At 71.2% G+C, this 13,088-nt stretch carries 13 protein-coding genes; 3 read left to right on the forward strand and 10 right to left on the reverse strand.

All coding sequences use genetic code 11. The features are described from left to right. The 7 genes from pheT to infC form a co-directional block, all read right to left on the reverse strand. Positions 1-1,960 (reverse strand): phenylalanine--tRNA ligase subunit beta (gene pheT / locus GA0115259_RS29460; RefSeq protein ID WP_093602664.1); only part of this gene is annotated, 1,960 nt, incomplete at its 3' end. Next, positions 1,960-3,096: a phenylalanine--tRNA ligase subunit alpha gene (gene pheS, locus GA0115259_RS29465; protein WP_093602666.1), complete on the reverse strand. Its 1,137-nt coding sequence runs from the start codon at positions 3,094-3,096 to the stop codon at positions 1,960-1,962. The genes pheS and pheT, both read right to left, overlap by 1 nt. Before the next feature lie 179 nt (positions 3,097-3,275). Continuing rightward, a complete protein-coding gene (locus GA0115259_RS29470; protein ID WP_093602677.1) occupies positions 3,276-4,442 on the reverse strand; it encodes a sensor histidine kinase in 1,167 nt (388 codons plus the stop codon). Between the two features lie 292 nt (positions 4,443-4,734). Next, positions 4,735-5,574, reverse strand: a complete 840-nt coding sequence (locus tag GA0115259_RS29475) for a TrmH family RNA methyltransferase (RefSeq protein ID WP_093602679.1) — start codon at positions 5,572-5,574, stop codon at positions 4,735-4,737. Between the two features lie 127 nt (positions 5,575-5,701). Then, positions 5,702-6,088, reverse strand: a complete 387-nt coding sequence (rplT, locus tag GA0115259_RS29480; RefSeq protein WP_066950970.1) for a 50S ribosomal protein L20 — start codon at positions 6,086-6,088, stop codon at positions 5,702-5,704. Positions 6,089-6,190: 102 nt separating this feature from the next. After that, positions 6,191-6,385, reverse strand: coding sequence for a 50S ribosomal protein L35 (rpmI, locus tag GA0115259_RS29485; RefSeq protein WP_046504486.1), 195 nt, complete (start codon positions 6,383-6,385; stop codon positions 6,191-6,193). A gap of 123 nt (positions 6,386-6,508) precedes the next feature. Continuing rightward, complete coding sequence (gene infC / locus GA0115259_RS29490) at positions 6,509-7,171, reverse strand: translation initiation factor IF-3 (protein ID WP_093602668.1); 663 nt, start codon at positions 7,169-7,171, stop codon at positions 6,509-6,511. A gap of 411 nt (positions 7,172-7,582) precedes the next feature. Between infC and GA0115259_RS29495 the strand changes: the two genes are divergently transcribed. Continuing rightward, complete coding sequence (locus tag GA0115259_RS29495; RefSeq protein ID WP_066950965.1) at positions 7,583-7,945, forward strand: DUF1844 domain-containing protein; 363 nt, start codon at positions 7,583-7,585, stop codon at positions 7,943-7,945. 59 nt (positions 7,946-8,004) lie between these two features. On the opposite strand, the gene GA0115259_RS29500 is transcribed toward GA0115259_RS29495, so the two are convergent. After that, entirely contained in the window at positions 8,005-8,736 is a 732-nt protein-coding gene (locus tag GA0115259_RS29500) for an SseB family protein (protein WP_093602670.1), read from the reverse strand. Between the two features lie 84 nt (positions 8,737-8,820). Between GA0115259_RS29500 and GA0115259_RS29505 the strand changes: the two genes are divergently transcribed. Continuing rightward, a complete protein-coding gene (locus tag GA0115259_RS29505; protein WP_256098197.1) occupies positions 8,821-9,531 on the forward strand; it encodes a serine hydrolase in 711 nt (236 codons plus the stop codon). On the opposite strand, the gene mycP is transcribed toward GA0115259_RS29505, so the two are convergent. Continuing rightward, on the reverse strand, positions 9,497-10,696 hold the full coding sequence (gene mycP / locus GA0115259_RS29510; RefSeq protein WP_093602671.1) for a type VII secretion-associated serine protease mycosin: 1,200 nt from the start codon (positions 10,694-10,696) through the stop codon (positions 9,497-9,499). The genes GA0115259_RS29505 and mycP overlap by 35 nt on opposite strands. Positions 10,697-10,737: 41 nt before the next feature. Further along, positions 10,738-11,526, reverse strand: coding sequence for a hypothetical protein (locus tag GA0115259_RS29515; protein ID WP_093602673.1), 789 nt, complete (start codon positions 11,524-11,526; stop codon positions 10,738-10,740). A gap of 589 nt (positions 11,527-12,115) precedes the next feature. Here GA0115259_RS29515 and GA0115259_RS29520 point away from each other — a divergent pair. Next, positions 12,116-13,088, forward strand: a 973-nt coding sequence (locus tag GA0115259_RS29520; protein ID WP_093602675.1) for an alanine racemase, incomplete at its 3' end; no start/stop codon positions are given.

The raw sequence follows: 13,088 nt of genomic DNA on the forward strand, positions 1-13,088 counted from the left end.
CCGGACGGCCCGTGCCCCACCAGCCGGCCTGTTCGCGCGCTCCGGCCAGCACGACCGCGGCACGGCGCGGCTGACCGGGCAGCGCGGTGTCGAGCCCGGCCAGTTCCTCGTCGGTCGGGCGCCGGTCGACGGGCAGCCGCACCGGTACGGTCTCCTCGCCGGTGGGCCGGAAGACCAGTCCCGTCTCGAAGAGCGCCAGATCGTGCGAGCCCCGGCCGTCGTTGCGCCGCAGCGCCGCGAGCAGCCCGGGCAGCAGCGTGGTGCGCAGCGCCGGCTCCTCGTCGGAGAGCGGGTTGACGAGCTTGACCGTACGGCGGCGGGCGTCATCGGCGGGCAGCCCGAAGGCGTCGAGGACCGCGTCACCGATGAACGGGTAGCTCAGCGCCTCGACGTATCCGGCGCCCGCGAGGGCCCGGCCGACCCGGCGGTGCAGCCGCTGGCGCTCGGTGAGCCCGCGCCCGGACGGCGGAGTGGGCAGCGTCGAAGGGAGGTTCTCGTATCCCTCCAGCCGGATGACCTCCTCCGCGAGGTCGTTGGGCGCGCCGAGATCGGGCCGCCAGGACGGGACGGTGACGACGAGTTCGTCCTGCCCGTAGACATCGCAGCCGATCTCCTGGAGCCGCCGTACGACGGTCTCCCGCCCGTAGGCCACTCCGGCGACGCGGTCCGGGTGGTCGGCGGGCATGGCGATGGTGTGCGGCGCGGAGGGCGCGACGATCTCGGTGACACCGGCCCCGGCGGAGCCGCCGGCGAGCAGCACCAGCAGATCGACGGTGCGCTGCGCGGCGGCGGACGCGGCCTCCGGGTCGACACCGCGCTCGAAGCGCTTGGACGCCTCGGAGGCGAGCTTGTGGCGGCGCGCGGTACGGGCGACGGAGATCGCGTCGAAGTGCGCGGCCTCGATGACCACCTCGGTGGTGCCCTGGGCCTCGCCCGTCTCGGGATGGGCGGTGAGATCGGCGATCTCGGTGTTCGCGCCGCCCATCACTCCCGCGATGCCGATGGGCCCGCGGTCGTCGGTGATCACGAGGTCCTGGGCGTCCAGGATCCGCTTGGTGCCGTCGAGCGTGGTGATCTTCTCGCCGGGCCGGGCGCGGCGGACGCCGATCGGTCCCTCCAGCCGGGCCCGGTCGTAGGCGTGCAGCGGCTGGCCCAGCTCCAGCATCACGTAGTTGGTGATGTCGACCGCGAGCGAGATCGGCCGCATTCCGGCCTTCTGGAGCCGGCGGCTCAGCCAGAGCGGGCTGCGGGCCTCGGGATCCAGGCCGGTGACCGTACGGGCGGTGAAGCGGTCGCAGCCCGCCGGGTCGGAGACCGTCACCGGGTGGCCGAAGGAGTTCGGCGCCGGTACGTCGAGCAGCGCCGGATCGCGCAGCGTCAGGCCGTACGCGATGGCGGTCTCGCGGGCGACTCCGCGCATCGAGAGGCAGTAGCCGCGGTCGGGCGTGACGGCGATGTCGAGGACCTCGTCCACCAGCTCCAGCAGCGCGATGGCGTCGGTGCCGACCTCGTGCTCGTCGGGCAGCACGATGATGCCGCCGGAGCCGTCATCGCCCATGCCCAGCTCGTCGCCGGAGCAGATCATGCCGTGCGACGTCTTGCCGTACGTCTTGCGCGCGGCGATCGCGAAGTCGCCCGGCAGGACGGCGCCGGGCAGGACCACGACGACCTTGTCGCCGACGGAGAAGTTCCGCGCGCCGCAGACGATCTCCTGCGGCTCGCCGGTGCCGTTGGCGGTGCCGACGTCGACGGTGCAGAAGCGGATGGGCTTCTTGAAGCCCTCCAGCTCCTCGATGGTGAGGACCTTGCCGACGACGAGAGGGCCCTTGAGACCGGCGCCGAGCTGCTCGACGGTCTCGACCTCAAGGCCCGCGGAGACCAGCTTGGCCTGGACGTCGCGGCCGGTCTCCGTCGCCGGCAGGTCGACGTACTCCCGCAGCCAGGAAAGCGGGACGCGCATCAGATCTCCATCCCGAACGGCCGGGTGAACCGGACGTCGCCCTCGACCATGTCTCGCATGTCTTCGACGTTGTGGCGGAACATCAGCATCCGTTCGATACCGAACCCGAACGCGAATCCGCTGTACTTCTCCGGGTCGACGCCACAGGCGATCAGCACCTTGGGGTTGACCATGCCGCAGCCGCCCAGCTCGATCCAGCCCTCGCTGCCACAGGTGCGGCAGGGCCGGTCCGGATTGCCGACCGAGGCGCCGCGGCACACGTAGCAGACCATGTCCATCTCGGCGGACGGCTCGGTGAACGGGAAGTAGTTCGGGCGGAGCCGGGTCTTCATGTCCGGGCCGAAGAGCGCCTGGACCATATGGTCGAGAGTGCCCTTGAGATCGGCCATGGTCAGGCCCTCGTCGACGGCGAGCAGCTCGATCTGGTGGAAGACCGGGGTGTGGGTGGCGTCCAGCTCGTCGGTGCGGTAGACCCGCCCGGGACAGACGACATACACCGGAGGCTCCCGGTCGAGCAGCGCGCGGGCCTGGACCGGTGAGGTGTGGGTACGGAGCACCACACCGGACTCGTCGGCCGAGCCGCCGTCGGGGACATTCGGTCCCTGGACGAAGAACGTGTCCTGCATCTGGCGCGCGGGATGGTCGGGGACGAAGTTGAGCGCGTCGAAGTTGAACCACTCCGCCTCGGCCTCGGGTCCCTCGGCGACCTCGTATCCCATCGCCACGAAGACATCCGCGACGCGCTCCATGAACGTGGTCAGCGGATGGCGGGCGCCGGCCGGGACACGGTCGTACGGCAGCGTGACATCCACCGCCTCCTCGACCAGTACCCGGGCGTCGCGCTCCGCCTCCAGCTCGGTCTGCCGGGTGGCGAGGGCCCTGCCGACGGCGGCGCGGGCCTGGCCCACGCGCTTGCCCGCCTCGGCCTTGGCCTGCGGCGGCAGCGCGCCGATCTCCCGGTTGGCGAGCGCGAGCGGTGAGGTGCCCGAGGTGTGCGCGGTCTTGGCGTGGGCGAGCGCGTCGAGATCGCCGGCGGCGGCGAAGGCGGCCAGCGCCTCGTCCCGGATGCGCTCGATCTGTTCCGGTTTCAGTGCCTCGACCTCGACTGGGTCGTACGACTTGTTGGGTGCCGACATCTCTTCCCGTACTTCCGATTGGCTGGCGAAACGACCCTGCTCGATCACTGAGGGCACGAAGGTTGCCAAAGGTCGAGTCTAAGGGCCGTACGAAGGTGAAGAAGCCCGCGGGCCGCTCAGGACAGCCCGTAGACCACTCAGGACAGCCCGTGGGCCACTCAGGACAGCCCGTGGGCCACTCAGGACAGGTAGACCGGAGCGCCGACAGGCAGGATAAATCGGAACTGGGCACCGCCGCCGGGTCCGCGGCCGACGGTGATCGTCCCGCCGTGCGCCTCGACGATGCCCTTGACGATATACAGGCCAAGGCCCGTCCCGCCGCGCTTGCTCCCGCGCCAGAAGCGGGTGAAGACGCGGCCCATCGACTCCTCGGGAATGCCGGGGCCCTCGTCGCACACGGTGACGGACGTTCCCTTCTCTGTCTTCTCCTCGCGCTGGAGCGAGGCGGCGGCCACCTCGATGGTGACGGTTCCCTCGCCGTGGCGCACCGCGTTTTCCAGCAGATTGCCGAGGATCTGGTCGATCTTGTCGGGATCGGCCCACAGATCGGGCAGCGGCTGCTGGATCCGTACGAGAAAACGGTCCGGCGACTGTCCGGCGGCGGTGTGCGCCTGGACATGGCGTCCGACGGCCGCGCCGATGTCGACGGGCTGGCGGCGCACCTCCAGTCGGCCGGAGTCGATCCGGGAGATGTCGAGCAGCTCCGCGATCAGCCGGGTGACACGGTTGGCGTCGGCGTCGACGGTCTCCAGCATCAGCCGCTTCTGGTCGTCGGTGAACCGTTCCCACTTGGCGAGCAGCGTCGCCGTGAAGCCCTTCACCGAGGTGAGCGGCGAGCGCAGCTCATGGGCGACGGTGGCGATCAGCTCGGCGTGGCTGCGCTCGGTGCGCCGGCGTGCCTCCGTACCGCGGATGGAGATCACGAGCCGCCGGACGGGCCCGGTCGGATACGCGCGCACATAGCGGGCCGAGACCAGCACCTCACGGCCGCCGGGCAGCAGCAGATTGCGCTCGGGCTGGCCGACCCGGGTGGCGAGCCCGCCGTACGGATCGGTCAGCATCCACCAGCGGCGGCCCTTGAGATCCTCCAGCGGCAGCGCGAGGTCCAGCGGCCGGCCGAGGGCCTCGGAGAGCGGTACGGCGGTGATACGGGCGGCGGCGGCGTTGAAGCAGACGACGCGCCCGGTCTCGTCGGCGACGACCAGACCGTCGGGAAGCTCGTCGGGATCGACCTCCAGCGCGTCACCGCCGCCACCGGAACCGATCACACACCCGAGCGCCTCGGCGCCACCGGGCAGGGTTACGGCGTCGGAGCCGGACGCCGGAGCATCCTCTTGCCTGGACATCGGGGCGCCGTCGTCGGAGTCGGTCACCGGACCGCCGTCGGGCGCGGGACCGGGCACCGGGGCGCCGTCGGGGGCAGGCGTCAGGGCGTCATCCGTGGGCAGCGGCATCGCGTCACCATCGTGGTCCGGAACCGGCTCGGGGGCGGCACCGGAGACCGCGCGCGGTAAAGGTCCCTGGACCGCGGCGGGTCCGCTCGCCCCGACAGTCATGCCCGCATCCCACCTCTTCCGCGTAGCTCAGTGGGCCCCGAAGCCGCCACATTACTAGCTCAATGTGACGGAGCGGACCCCCTCAGCACGCACGAAGAACTCGCTGGGCACGTGCTGACGCATACAGACATACGGCTGCGGCGGTCGCCAGGTTCAGACTCTCCGCCTTTCCGTGGATCGGCACCCGCACCACCGCGTCCGCGAGAGCACGTGTCTCCGCCGGCAGCCCCCATGCCTCATTGCCGAAGATCCAGGCCGTGGGCCCGTCCATGGTGTCCGCGTCCAGCTCGTCGTCCAGGTCACTCTCGCCCGCGCCGTCGGCGGCGAGGACACGGACGCCCTCGTCCCTGAGTCCGCGGACCGCCTGTTCCACCGGGATTCCGACGACGACCGGCAGATGGAAGAGCGAGCCGGCCGAGGCACGGACCGACTTCGGGTTGTAGAGATCGACGGAGGCGTCGGTGAGGACGACGGCGTCGGCGCCCGCCGCGTCCGCGCAGCGCAGCACCGTACCGGCGTTCCCGGGATCTCGGACATGCGCGAGTACGGCGACGAGCCGGGGCCGGGCCCGCAGGACGGACTCGAACGGCGAGTCGAGGAAGCGGCAGACACCCAGCAGCCCTTGCGGGGTCACGGTCTGGGAGACATCGGCGAGCACCGCGTCGGCCGCGTGGTGGATCCGGGCGCCGGTGGCCCGCGCCGCGTCCACGATGTCGGCGTACCGCTCGGCGGCCTCCGCCGTGGTGAACAGCTCGGTCAGCGTGGGCTCGCCGTCCTCTCCCCGATGGGCGACCGCTTCCCGTACGGCCTGCGGTCCCTCGGCGATGAACCGGCGTTCCTTGCCGCGGAAGGCGCGCTTGGCGAGCCTCCTGGCGGCCGTGACGCGCGGGGAGCGCGGGGAGATCAGCTCGGGGGTGCCCATGGGCGGCGGCTCGCTTTTCGTCGGGTGGATCGTGTTCGTACGCATACGGGGTGGGTCCAGGAACGCATCGGACCCGCAGGCGCGGTGCCTGCGGGTCCGGCGTGAAGGAGAGACGGCCTGACGGAGATCAGGCAGCGGCCTTCGGGGCGTTGACATCGCTCGGAAGGGCCTTCTGCGCGACCTCGACCAGCGCGGCGAACGCACCGGCGTCATTGACGGCCAGCTCGGCGAGGATCTTGCGGTCCACCTCGACGTTGGCGGCCTTCAGACCCTGGATGAAGCGGTTGTACGTGATGCCGTTGGCGCGGGCGGCGGCGTTGATGCGCTGGATCCAGAGCTGCCGGAAGTCGCCCTTGCGCTTCTTGCGGTCGTTGTAGTTGTAGACGAGGGAGTGGGTGACCTGCTCCTTCGCCTTGCGGTACAGGCGCGAGCGCTGGCCGCGGTAACCGCTGGCCTGCTCCAGAATTGCCCGGCGCTTCTTGTGGGCGTTGACTGCCCGCTTGACGCGTGCCACGTGTTAACTCCTTGTAGCGGGGCCGTGGTTGGACTCACACGGCCCGGAAACGAATAGGTCCCGGTCCTGTTGGCGGGCCCCCGGTCACCGGGGGCCGCGACATCACTTGCCGAGAAGCTTCTTGATCTTCTTGGCGTCGCCCGGGGCCATTTCGGCGTTGCCGGTGAGGCGACGCGTCAGCTTGGACGACTTGTGCTCGAGCAGGTGGCGCTTGCCGGCCCGCTCGCGCAGCACCTTGCCGGAGCCGGTGATCTTGAAGCGCTTGCTGGCACCGCTGTGCGTCTTGTTCTTCGGCATAGCGCCGTTCTCTCCTCGTCAGTGGCGCTCCCAGCCGACTGTGGCCAGCCGGCGCGCGGGAGCGTCAGATCTCTGGTGTGGTTCCGGACCGGAGCCGTGGCCGCCTGGATGGCATCCCCCGGATCAGGCGTCGGACGATGCCTCGGCCGGAGCCTCCACGGTGGTGTCCGCGGACTCCTCGTGCGTGCTGCCCTGGCGCTCGGCCTTGCGGGCGGCCTGTGCCTCACGGGCCTCGGCCATGGCCTCGGTCTTCTTCTTGTGCGGGCCAAGAACCATGATCATGTTCCGGCCGTCCTGCTTCGGGTTCGACTCGATGAAGCCGAGTTCCTCGACGTCGGACGCGAGCCGCTGGAGCAGCCGGAAGCCCAGCTCCGGGCGGGACTGCTCACGACCACGGAACATGATCGTGATCTTGACCTTGTCACCCTGCTTCAGGAACCGGACGACATGACCCTTCTTGGTGTCATAGTCGTGCGGGTCGATCTTGGGCCGGAGCTTCATCTCCTTGATGACCGTGTGCGCCTGGTTCTTGCGCGCCTCACGGGCCTTCATGGCCGACTCGTACTTGAACTTCCCGTAGTCCATGAGCTTGCACACGGGCGGACGGGCGTTCGCCGCGACCTCGACCAGGTCCAGGTCGTACTCCTGCGCAAGCTCCAGGGCCTTGGCGAGCGGCACAATGCCCACCTGCTCGCCACTGGGACCGACAAGTCGCACTTCGGGAACGCGAATCCGGTCGTTGATGCGGGGCTCGGCGCTGATGGATCCTCCTCGGTAGCACCACACGACTGTCTGGCAGACAGCCGCGTAACGTCTGTTTTCCTAGGGACCAACCGCGGCGGAACACGAAAAATGCCCCGGACGGCACACAGGCAGGGCTCCTTCTGACTACCGGAGCACCGCCGCGCATGTACCACGGGGCGCGTCGGGCGGCTCCATCGTCCGTACGGAACGATGGGCACCACCTGACCGGTGACCCGCCGCCCCTGAGGGGCAGCCAGGTGGGAGATCGGAGCCTCCACTTGTGGGCCGGGCATAAGGATGTCCGGCCGGTCGTAACACAAGGTTAGCAGCTCCCCAGGGCGTGTGCTAACCCAGTGTCTCCCCCGGGCCCCGGTCGGCCCGTCGTCGGCCCGTCGTCGGCTCGTCCGGCTCCCGCGGGCGGGCCCTGCCTCATGTACGCCTATCGTATGGGGCATGAGTGACGCCACCTCCCCCCAAGAGTCCCCCGGCTTCGACGCCATGACCCGCGACATCGCGGAGGTTCCGGCCGTCGAGGTGATCGTCACGGTCGCGGTGAATCTGATGAGCGCGGCGGCCGTGAAACTCGGTCTGACCGAGGACGGCGAGGAGCACAAGGACCTGGACGAGGCGCGGAAGCTGGTCCACGCGCTGGCCGGGCTGATGGACGCGAGCGCGACGGAGATCAGCTCGTTCCACGCGGCGCCGCTGCGGGACGGGCTGAAGTCGCTCCAGCTCGCCTTCCGTGAGGCGTCGGTCGTCCCTGACGAGCCGGGACAGGGCCCGGGCGAGAAGTACACGGGCCCGGTCTACGGCTGATTCCGCGCCTTCGCGACGCAATTACCGACGTACGAATTACCGAATTACCGACGTACGAATTACTGGCGTACGTACAGGGGCTCGCCCGGTGGCGTGGCCTCGGCCGGCAGCAGAGCCAGGTCGAGTCCGCGTACCAGGCGGGCCCTCAGCACATCGTCGGCCGCGAGGGACCCGGCGATCCTGCGGGCCGCCTCGGCCGGAGGCACGGCCGGGTCCAGTACCAGCGCGAGAGTGCCGTCCGCGCTGCCGGGACCGAGATACGCCCGGAGCACCGCGGGCTCGGCGGCGGCCACGGAGCGCACCGCTCCGGTCACGGCGGGATCGTCGAGCGGATCGGCGCTCGTACGGCCCTCGGCGAGGGCGAGCAGCGCGGATCCGGTGAGCTGGTACGGCACGGGCCCGGCGAGATCGAGCACGACCGTGTCGGCCTTCTCGTGCGCGGCGGCCCGGAGCGCCTGATGCAGCGGTACGGCGACGGGCCGGGCCCCGGGATCCCAGCGGGCCAGCGTCTCGGTGGAGGTGAAGGCGGGCAGCGCGCGGCGGTCGCCCGCCGTCAGCGTCGGCACGGCCATGTCGCTGGTCTTCTCGTGGCGCAGCCCTCGCTCGTCCTCCTCGCTCTCACCGAGCACGGCGACGACGGGAACCAGCAGCCGGGCGCCCTTGAGCGCGCTGAGGACCTGCGGCTCCGCAGACCGGTCCACGGCCCAGGCGGCGAGCGCCGCCGTCAGCGCGGGATCGGCGGTGCCGTCGTCGTGGGAGAAACCGGAGCCGGGAATGTTCTTGAGCGTCACGCGTCGAGCCTAGGCCCCGGTCGCCGAGGGACGTGATCGGGTAGCCGACTCGCGGCCCACGGACTCACCGCCTACGGTCGTCCGGTGGATCTCTCCGTCGCGGTGTACGACATGGCCGACGGGCGCGAGGCGGCGTACGGCGAGGACCGTACCTATGTCTGCGCCAGCGTGGTGAAACTCGCGATCCTGGCGGCGCTGCTGCTGCGGGCGCGGGATGCCGGGCGATGGCTGACGGCCGAGGAGCGGCGGCTCTCGGCGGCCATGATCGAGCGCAGCGACAATGACGCGGCGACGGAGCTGCGCGCGGCGGCCGGCGGGCCGACCGGGCTGGACGCGGCATATGCGCGGCTCGGTATGGCCCGGACCTCGGCGGCGCCCGCCTGGGGGCTGACGCGGACCACCGCGCGCGATCAGCTCACGCTGCTGAAGGCCGTGTTCGGTACCGGTTCGGGGCCCGGCCCGCAGACGGGCGGGGAGGCGGGCCCGCAGACGGGCGCGGAAGCGCGGACGGGCTCAGCCCTGGACGTACGGTCGCGGCGGTTCATCACGGGGCTGATGGAGCGGGTGGTACCGGGACAGGACTGGGGTGTGTCCGCGGCGGGCGGCGAATGGGCGCTGAAGAACGGCTGGCTGCCGAGGACGGCGAGCGGTCTGTGGGTGGTCCATTCGGTGGGCCGGGCGGACGGCTGTCTGATCGCCGTGCTCTCCGACGGTCATTCGTCCCTGGACGCGGGCATCGCCCGGGTCGAGACGGCCGCCGTCAGTGCCGTACGCCGTACGCGCCGAAGCGTCTGACACCGCCGCGCCAGAGCACCACCGCACAGGCCAGCAGCACCGCGCCGATCCCGCCGGCCGTCGGCGCGAGCCAGGCGGCCGGTTCCGGCTCCACGCGCGGTACGGCGGGCCCGCTGCCGAAGTACCGCTTGCCGTATCCGGTGGCCTGGCCCCGCAGATCCGTACGCGGCAGTTCGGCACCGGCCTCGATGGCGGCGGCCGGATCGACGAGACCGTACCCACGGGCATCGTCACGGCCGCCCTGGGGCGCGTCGCGCGCGGTGTCCGCGAGAAGCTTCTTGATCTGGGCGGGCGTGAGATCGGGGTACGCGGAGCGTACGAGCGCGACGGCGCCGGAGACGAACGCGGCGGCGGCGCTGGTCCCCCAGCCCTCGTAGTAGCGGCGGTCCGGATCCGCTATCACCACATCGACACCCGGTGCGCTGACGGTGGCGTACCAGCGGCTGGTGGAGAACGCGGCATGGGTGCCGTAGCGGTCGACGGCCGCCACCGCGATCACTCCGGGATAGGCCGCGGGATAGGAGATGTGGTCGCCCTTCTCGCCGCCGTTGCCGGCCGAGGCGACGACGACGGCGCCCTTGGCGAGCGCGTACTGGACGGCCGCGTCCTCGCCCGGCTCCGGATGGGCCGACTCGCTGTCGTCGCCGAGGGAGAGATTGATGACGTCGGCGCCGTTGTCGGCGGCCCAGCGGATACCTTCGGCGAGTGCGCCGCCCTTGGAGTTACGGGCCTTGGCGCGGGCGGGGTCGGTGCCTTCGAGGATCACGCGTACGGGAAGGATCTTCGCCTCGGGCGCGATCCCGAGGACGCCCTCCGAGCGCTCGTACCCATGGCCGTGTCCGGCGATGATGCCGGCCATGGCGGTGCCGTGCCGGGCGAAGGAGCGGTCGCCTTCGGTGGCGCCGAAGCCGATCAGATCCTTGCCGGGCAGCACCTGTCCTTCGAGATCGGGATGGGTGCCGTCGACACCGGTGTCGAGCACCGCGACGGTGACACCGCTGCCCTGGGACTTACGCCAGGCCTGCTCGGTGTGCAGGGCGTCGAGGGCCCACTGCTGAGCGCGTATGGCGTCGGCGTGTGCGGCGGTGGCGGGGACGAGGAGCAGGAAGGACGCGGCGGCGGCCACGGCGGCGAGACGGTGCCGTCGCCGGGGGCTGCCAGGCATACGGGATGAGCGGGGCGTACGGGATGTTGGCGTCGGCCTCATCAAGGGACCACCCTGCCCGCGCTCACAGCCGTACGCAGTCCTCGCTCGATTCGGTCCGCGATGCCCTTGGCCTCATGGCCGAGCCCGGCCTGCGCGGGCGCGGACGTAGCGCCCTTGGCCATGGCCTTGTCGACGGGCTGAGGCGTGGTGACGGTACGTCCGTCCGCGAAGCCGGAGACCGCGTACACGACGACGGGTGCCTCGGTGAGGACGCTCACCGTCCAGCTCGCGCGCTGCGCGGGACCGAATCCTGCGGCGACGGTGCCCTCGACGGGAAAGGTCAGAGGCATCAGATCGGTGCGTTCGGTGAGCCGCTCGGTGCGGAACCGCGTGCTCAGAGCGTCCATCCCGGCGGGCTCGGCGTCGGTGAAGACGAGCCCTACGGTGGTGATGCTGGTGGAGGTGGCGTCGGCGTACGTGGCGCGCAGCACGCGCGCGCAGCCGACCGGGCGCAGGGTGGCCAGCAGCAGAGGATCGAGGGTGCCGGCGCAGCCGCTGTCGGGCGCGACACCGATCCTGGTCCACTCGCGGTCCGCGCCGCCGGGCCCGGCGCCGTCGCCCGTGAGCTGCGAGGGAAAAAGCGTGTCGACGGGGACGCTGTGCCAGAGGGCGCGCGCGGTGGTGTACGTGTCTTGGGCGGCGGGTTCGGCGGCGGAGTCGCCGGTCAGCCAACTGCCGGTGACGGCGCCTCCGATGAGCCCGAGGCCGAGTACGACACAGGTGATGGCGGCGGCCGTTCTGACCGGGCGCCTGGCGGGCACGGGCCGCAGCCGGGTGGTGGTCTCCATCGGCGACTCGGGCCCTGGCGTGAGACCGATTCCGAGCCCGATTCCGGTCCCGATTCCGTCGAGGGGCCGGCTCCATGGAGGGGGCGGTACGCGCGGCGGCGGAGGCAGGGCCGGGGCCGGCGATACGACGCGCAGCCGGGTGGTGATCTCGTCCTGAGGAGGTTCGGTGGCGGCGCGGCTCTCACCACGGGGCCGTGGGGCACCGGCCGATGGAACAGGGACGGCCGGCGGCGGAACCGAGGGCGGCGGCGGTATCCGTGGCGGAACTGTCTCCGGGGCGGCCGGTCCGGGCTGGGCCGGAGGTGTCGCCGGTGGTGTCGTGGGACGTGGTGGTACGGGAGCGCGTCGTGCTTCGGTGCTCATCCGCCCCCCTGTGACGCCGTACAGACTCATCCACCGCGCACCGGAAACCCGCGCACGCCGGTCCCGCGCATACCGGTCCCGCCGTACGGGACGGGCCCGTTCGCCGCTGCGTGTGCGTCACTCTACGGGCTTGGACAGGCCCGGCGGGAACGAGCGCGGAGGCCCGGGTCGATCTGCCCAGATCATCCCCCTACCGTGCGGTAATCACGTCTGGCAAGCTCGGCCCATGACTCCGCGCGCCACCGACCGGGCCCGGTACGACCGGGCCACCGCTCATCTCGACGCTCCGCTCGCGCTGGTCGATCTCGACGCCTTCGACGCCAACGCCGACGATCTCGTACGCCGTGCCGGAGGCAAGCCGATCCGGGTGGCCAGCAAGTCGGTACGCTGCCAGGCGCTGCTCGAACGGGTACTGGCGCGCGACGGCTTCGCGGGGATCATGTCGTTCACACTCGCCGAGTCGCTGTGGCTGGCGCGCGCCGGATTCGAGGACGTACTCCTCGCCTATCCCTCGGCCGACCGCGCCGCCTTCGCGGAACTCGCCGCCGATCCCAAGCTCGCCGCCGCCGTCACCGTGATGATCGACGATCCGGCGCATCTCGATCTGATCGACGCGGCACGCGGCGGCGGGAAGGAAGAATTCCGGATCTGTCTGGAACTGGACACATCCTTGCGGGTGTTCGGTGGCCGGGTCAGGATTGGTGCACGACGTTCCCCGCTGCGCGAGCCGGCCCAACTGGCCGAGCTGGCCAGACATATAGCCCGGCGCCCCGGATTCCGGCTGGTCGGGCTCATGGCCTACGAAGGCCACATCGCCGGGGTCGGGGACGCCCTGGCAGGACAGCCGCTGCGCTCGCGGGCGATTCGGCTGATGCAGTCCGCAGCACGCAAAGAGCTGACGGAGCGGCGCGCCGCGGTGGTGCGTGCCGTACGGACCGTCGCCCCGGAGCTGGAGTTCGTCAATGGCGGCGGTACGGGCAGTGTGCAGCACACAGCGGCAGAGGATGCCGTGACGGAGATCGCCGCGGGCTCCGGGCTCTATGTTCCACGGCTCTTTGACAACTACACATCGTTCACGGGCCGTCCGGCGGCGCTCTTCGCCCAGCCTGTCGTCCGCAGGCCCGGCGTCGGTGTGGTGACCGTGCTCGGCGGTGGCTATCCGGCGTCCGGGGCGGCGGGCCGGGACCGGCTGGCGGGGC

Source organism: Streptomyces sp. MnatMP-M17, assembly GCF_900091995.1.
Taxonomy (GTDB): domain Bacteria; phylum Actinomycetota; class Actinomycetes; order Streptomycetales; family Streptomycetaceae; genus Streptomyces.

Coding starts and splice junctions, on each gene's coding strand:
- pheS (WP_093602666.1), bottom strand. CDS start 3,096: ATGTCGGCACCCAACAAGTCGTACGACCCAGTCGAGGTCGAGGCACTG.
- GA0115259_RS29470 (WP_093602677.1), bottom strand. CDS start 4,442: ATGTCCAGGCAAGAGGATGCTCCGGCGTCCGGCTCCGACGCCGTAACC.
- GA0115259_RS29475 (WP_093602679.1), bottom strand. CDS start 5,574: ATGGGCACCCCCGAGCTGATCTCCCCGCGCTCCCCGCGCGTCACGGCC.
- rpmI (WP_046504486.1), bottom strand. CDS start 6,385: ATGCCGAAGAACAAGACGCACAGCGGTGCCAGCAAGCGCTTCAAGATC.
- GA0115259_RS29495 (WP_066950965.1), top strand. CDS start 7,583: ATGAGTGACGCCACCTCCCCCCAAGAGTCCCCCGGCTTCGACGCCATG.
- mycP (WP_093602671.1), bottom strand. CDS start 10,696: ATGCCTGGCAGCCCCCGGCGACGGCACCGTCTCGCCGCCGTGGCCGCC.
- GA0115259_RS29515 (WP_093602673.1), bottom strand. CDS start 11,526: ATGGAGACCACCACCCGGCTGCGGCCCGTGCCCGCCAGGCGCCCGGTC.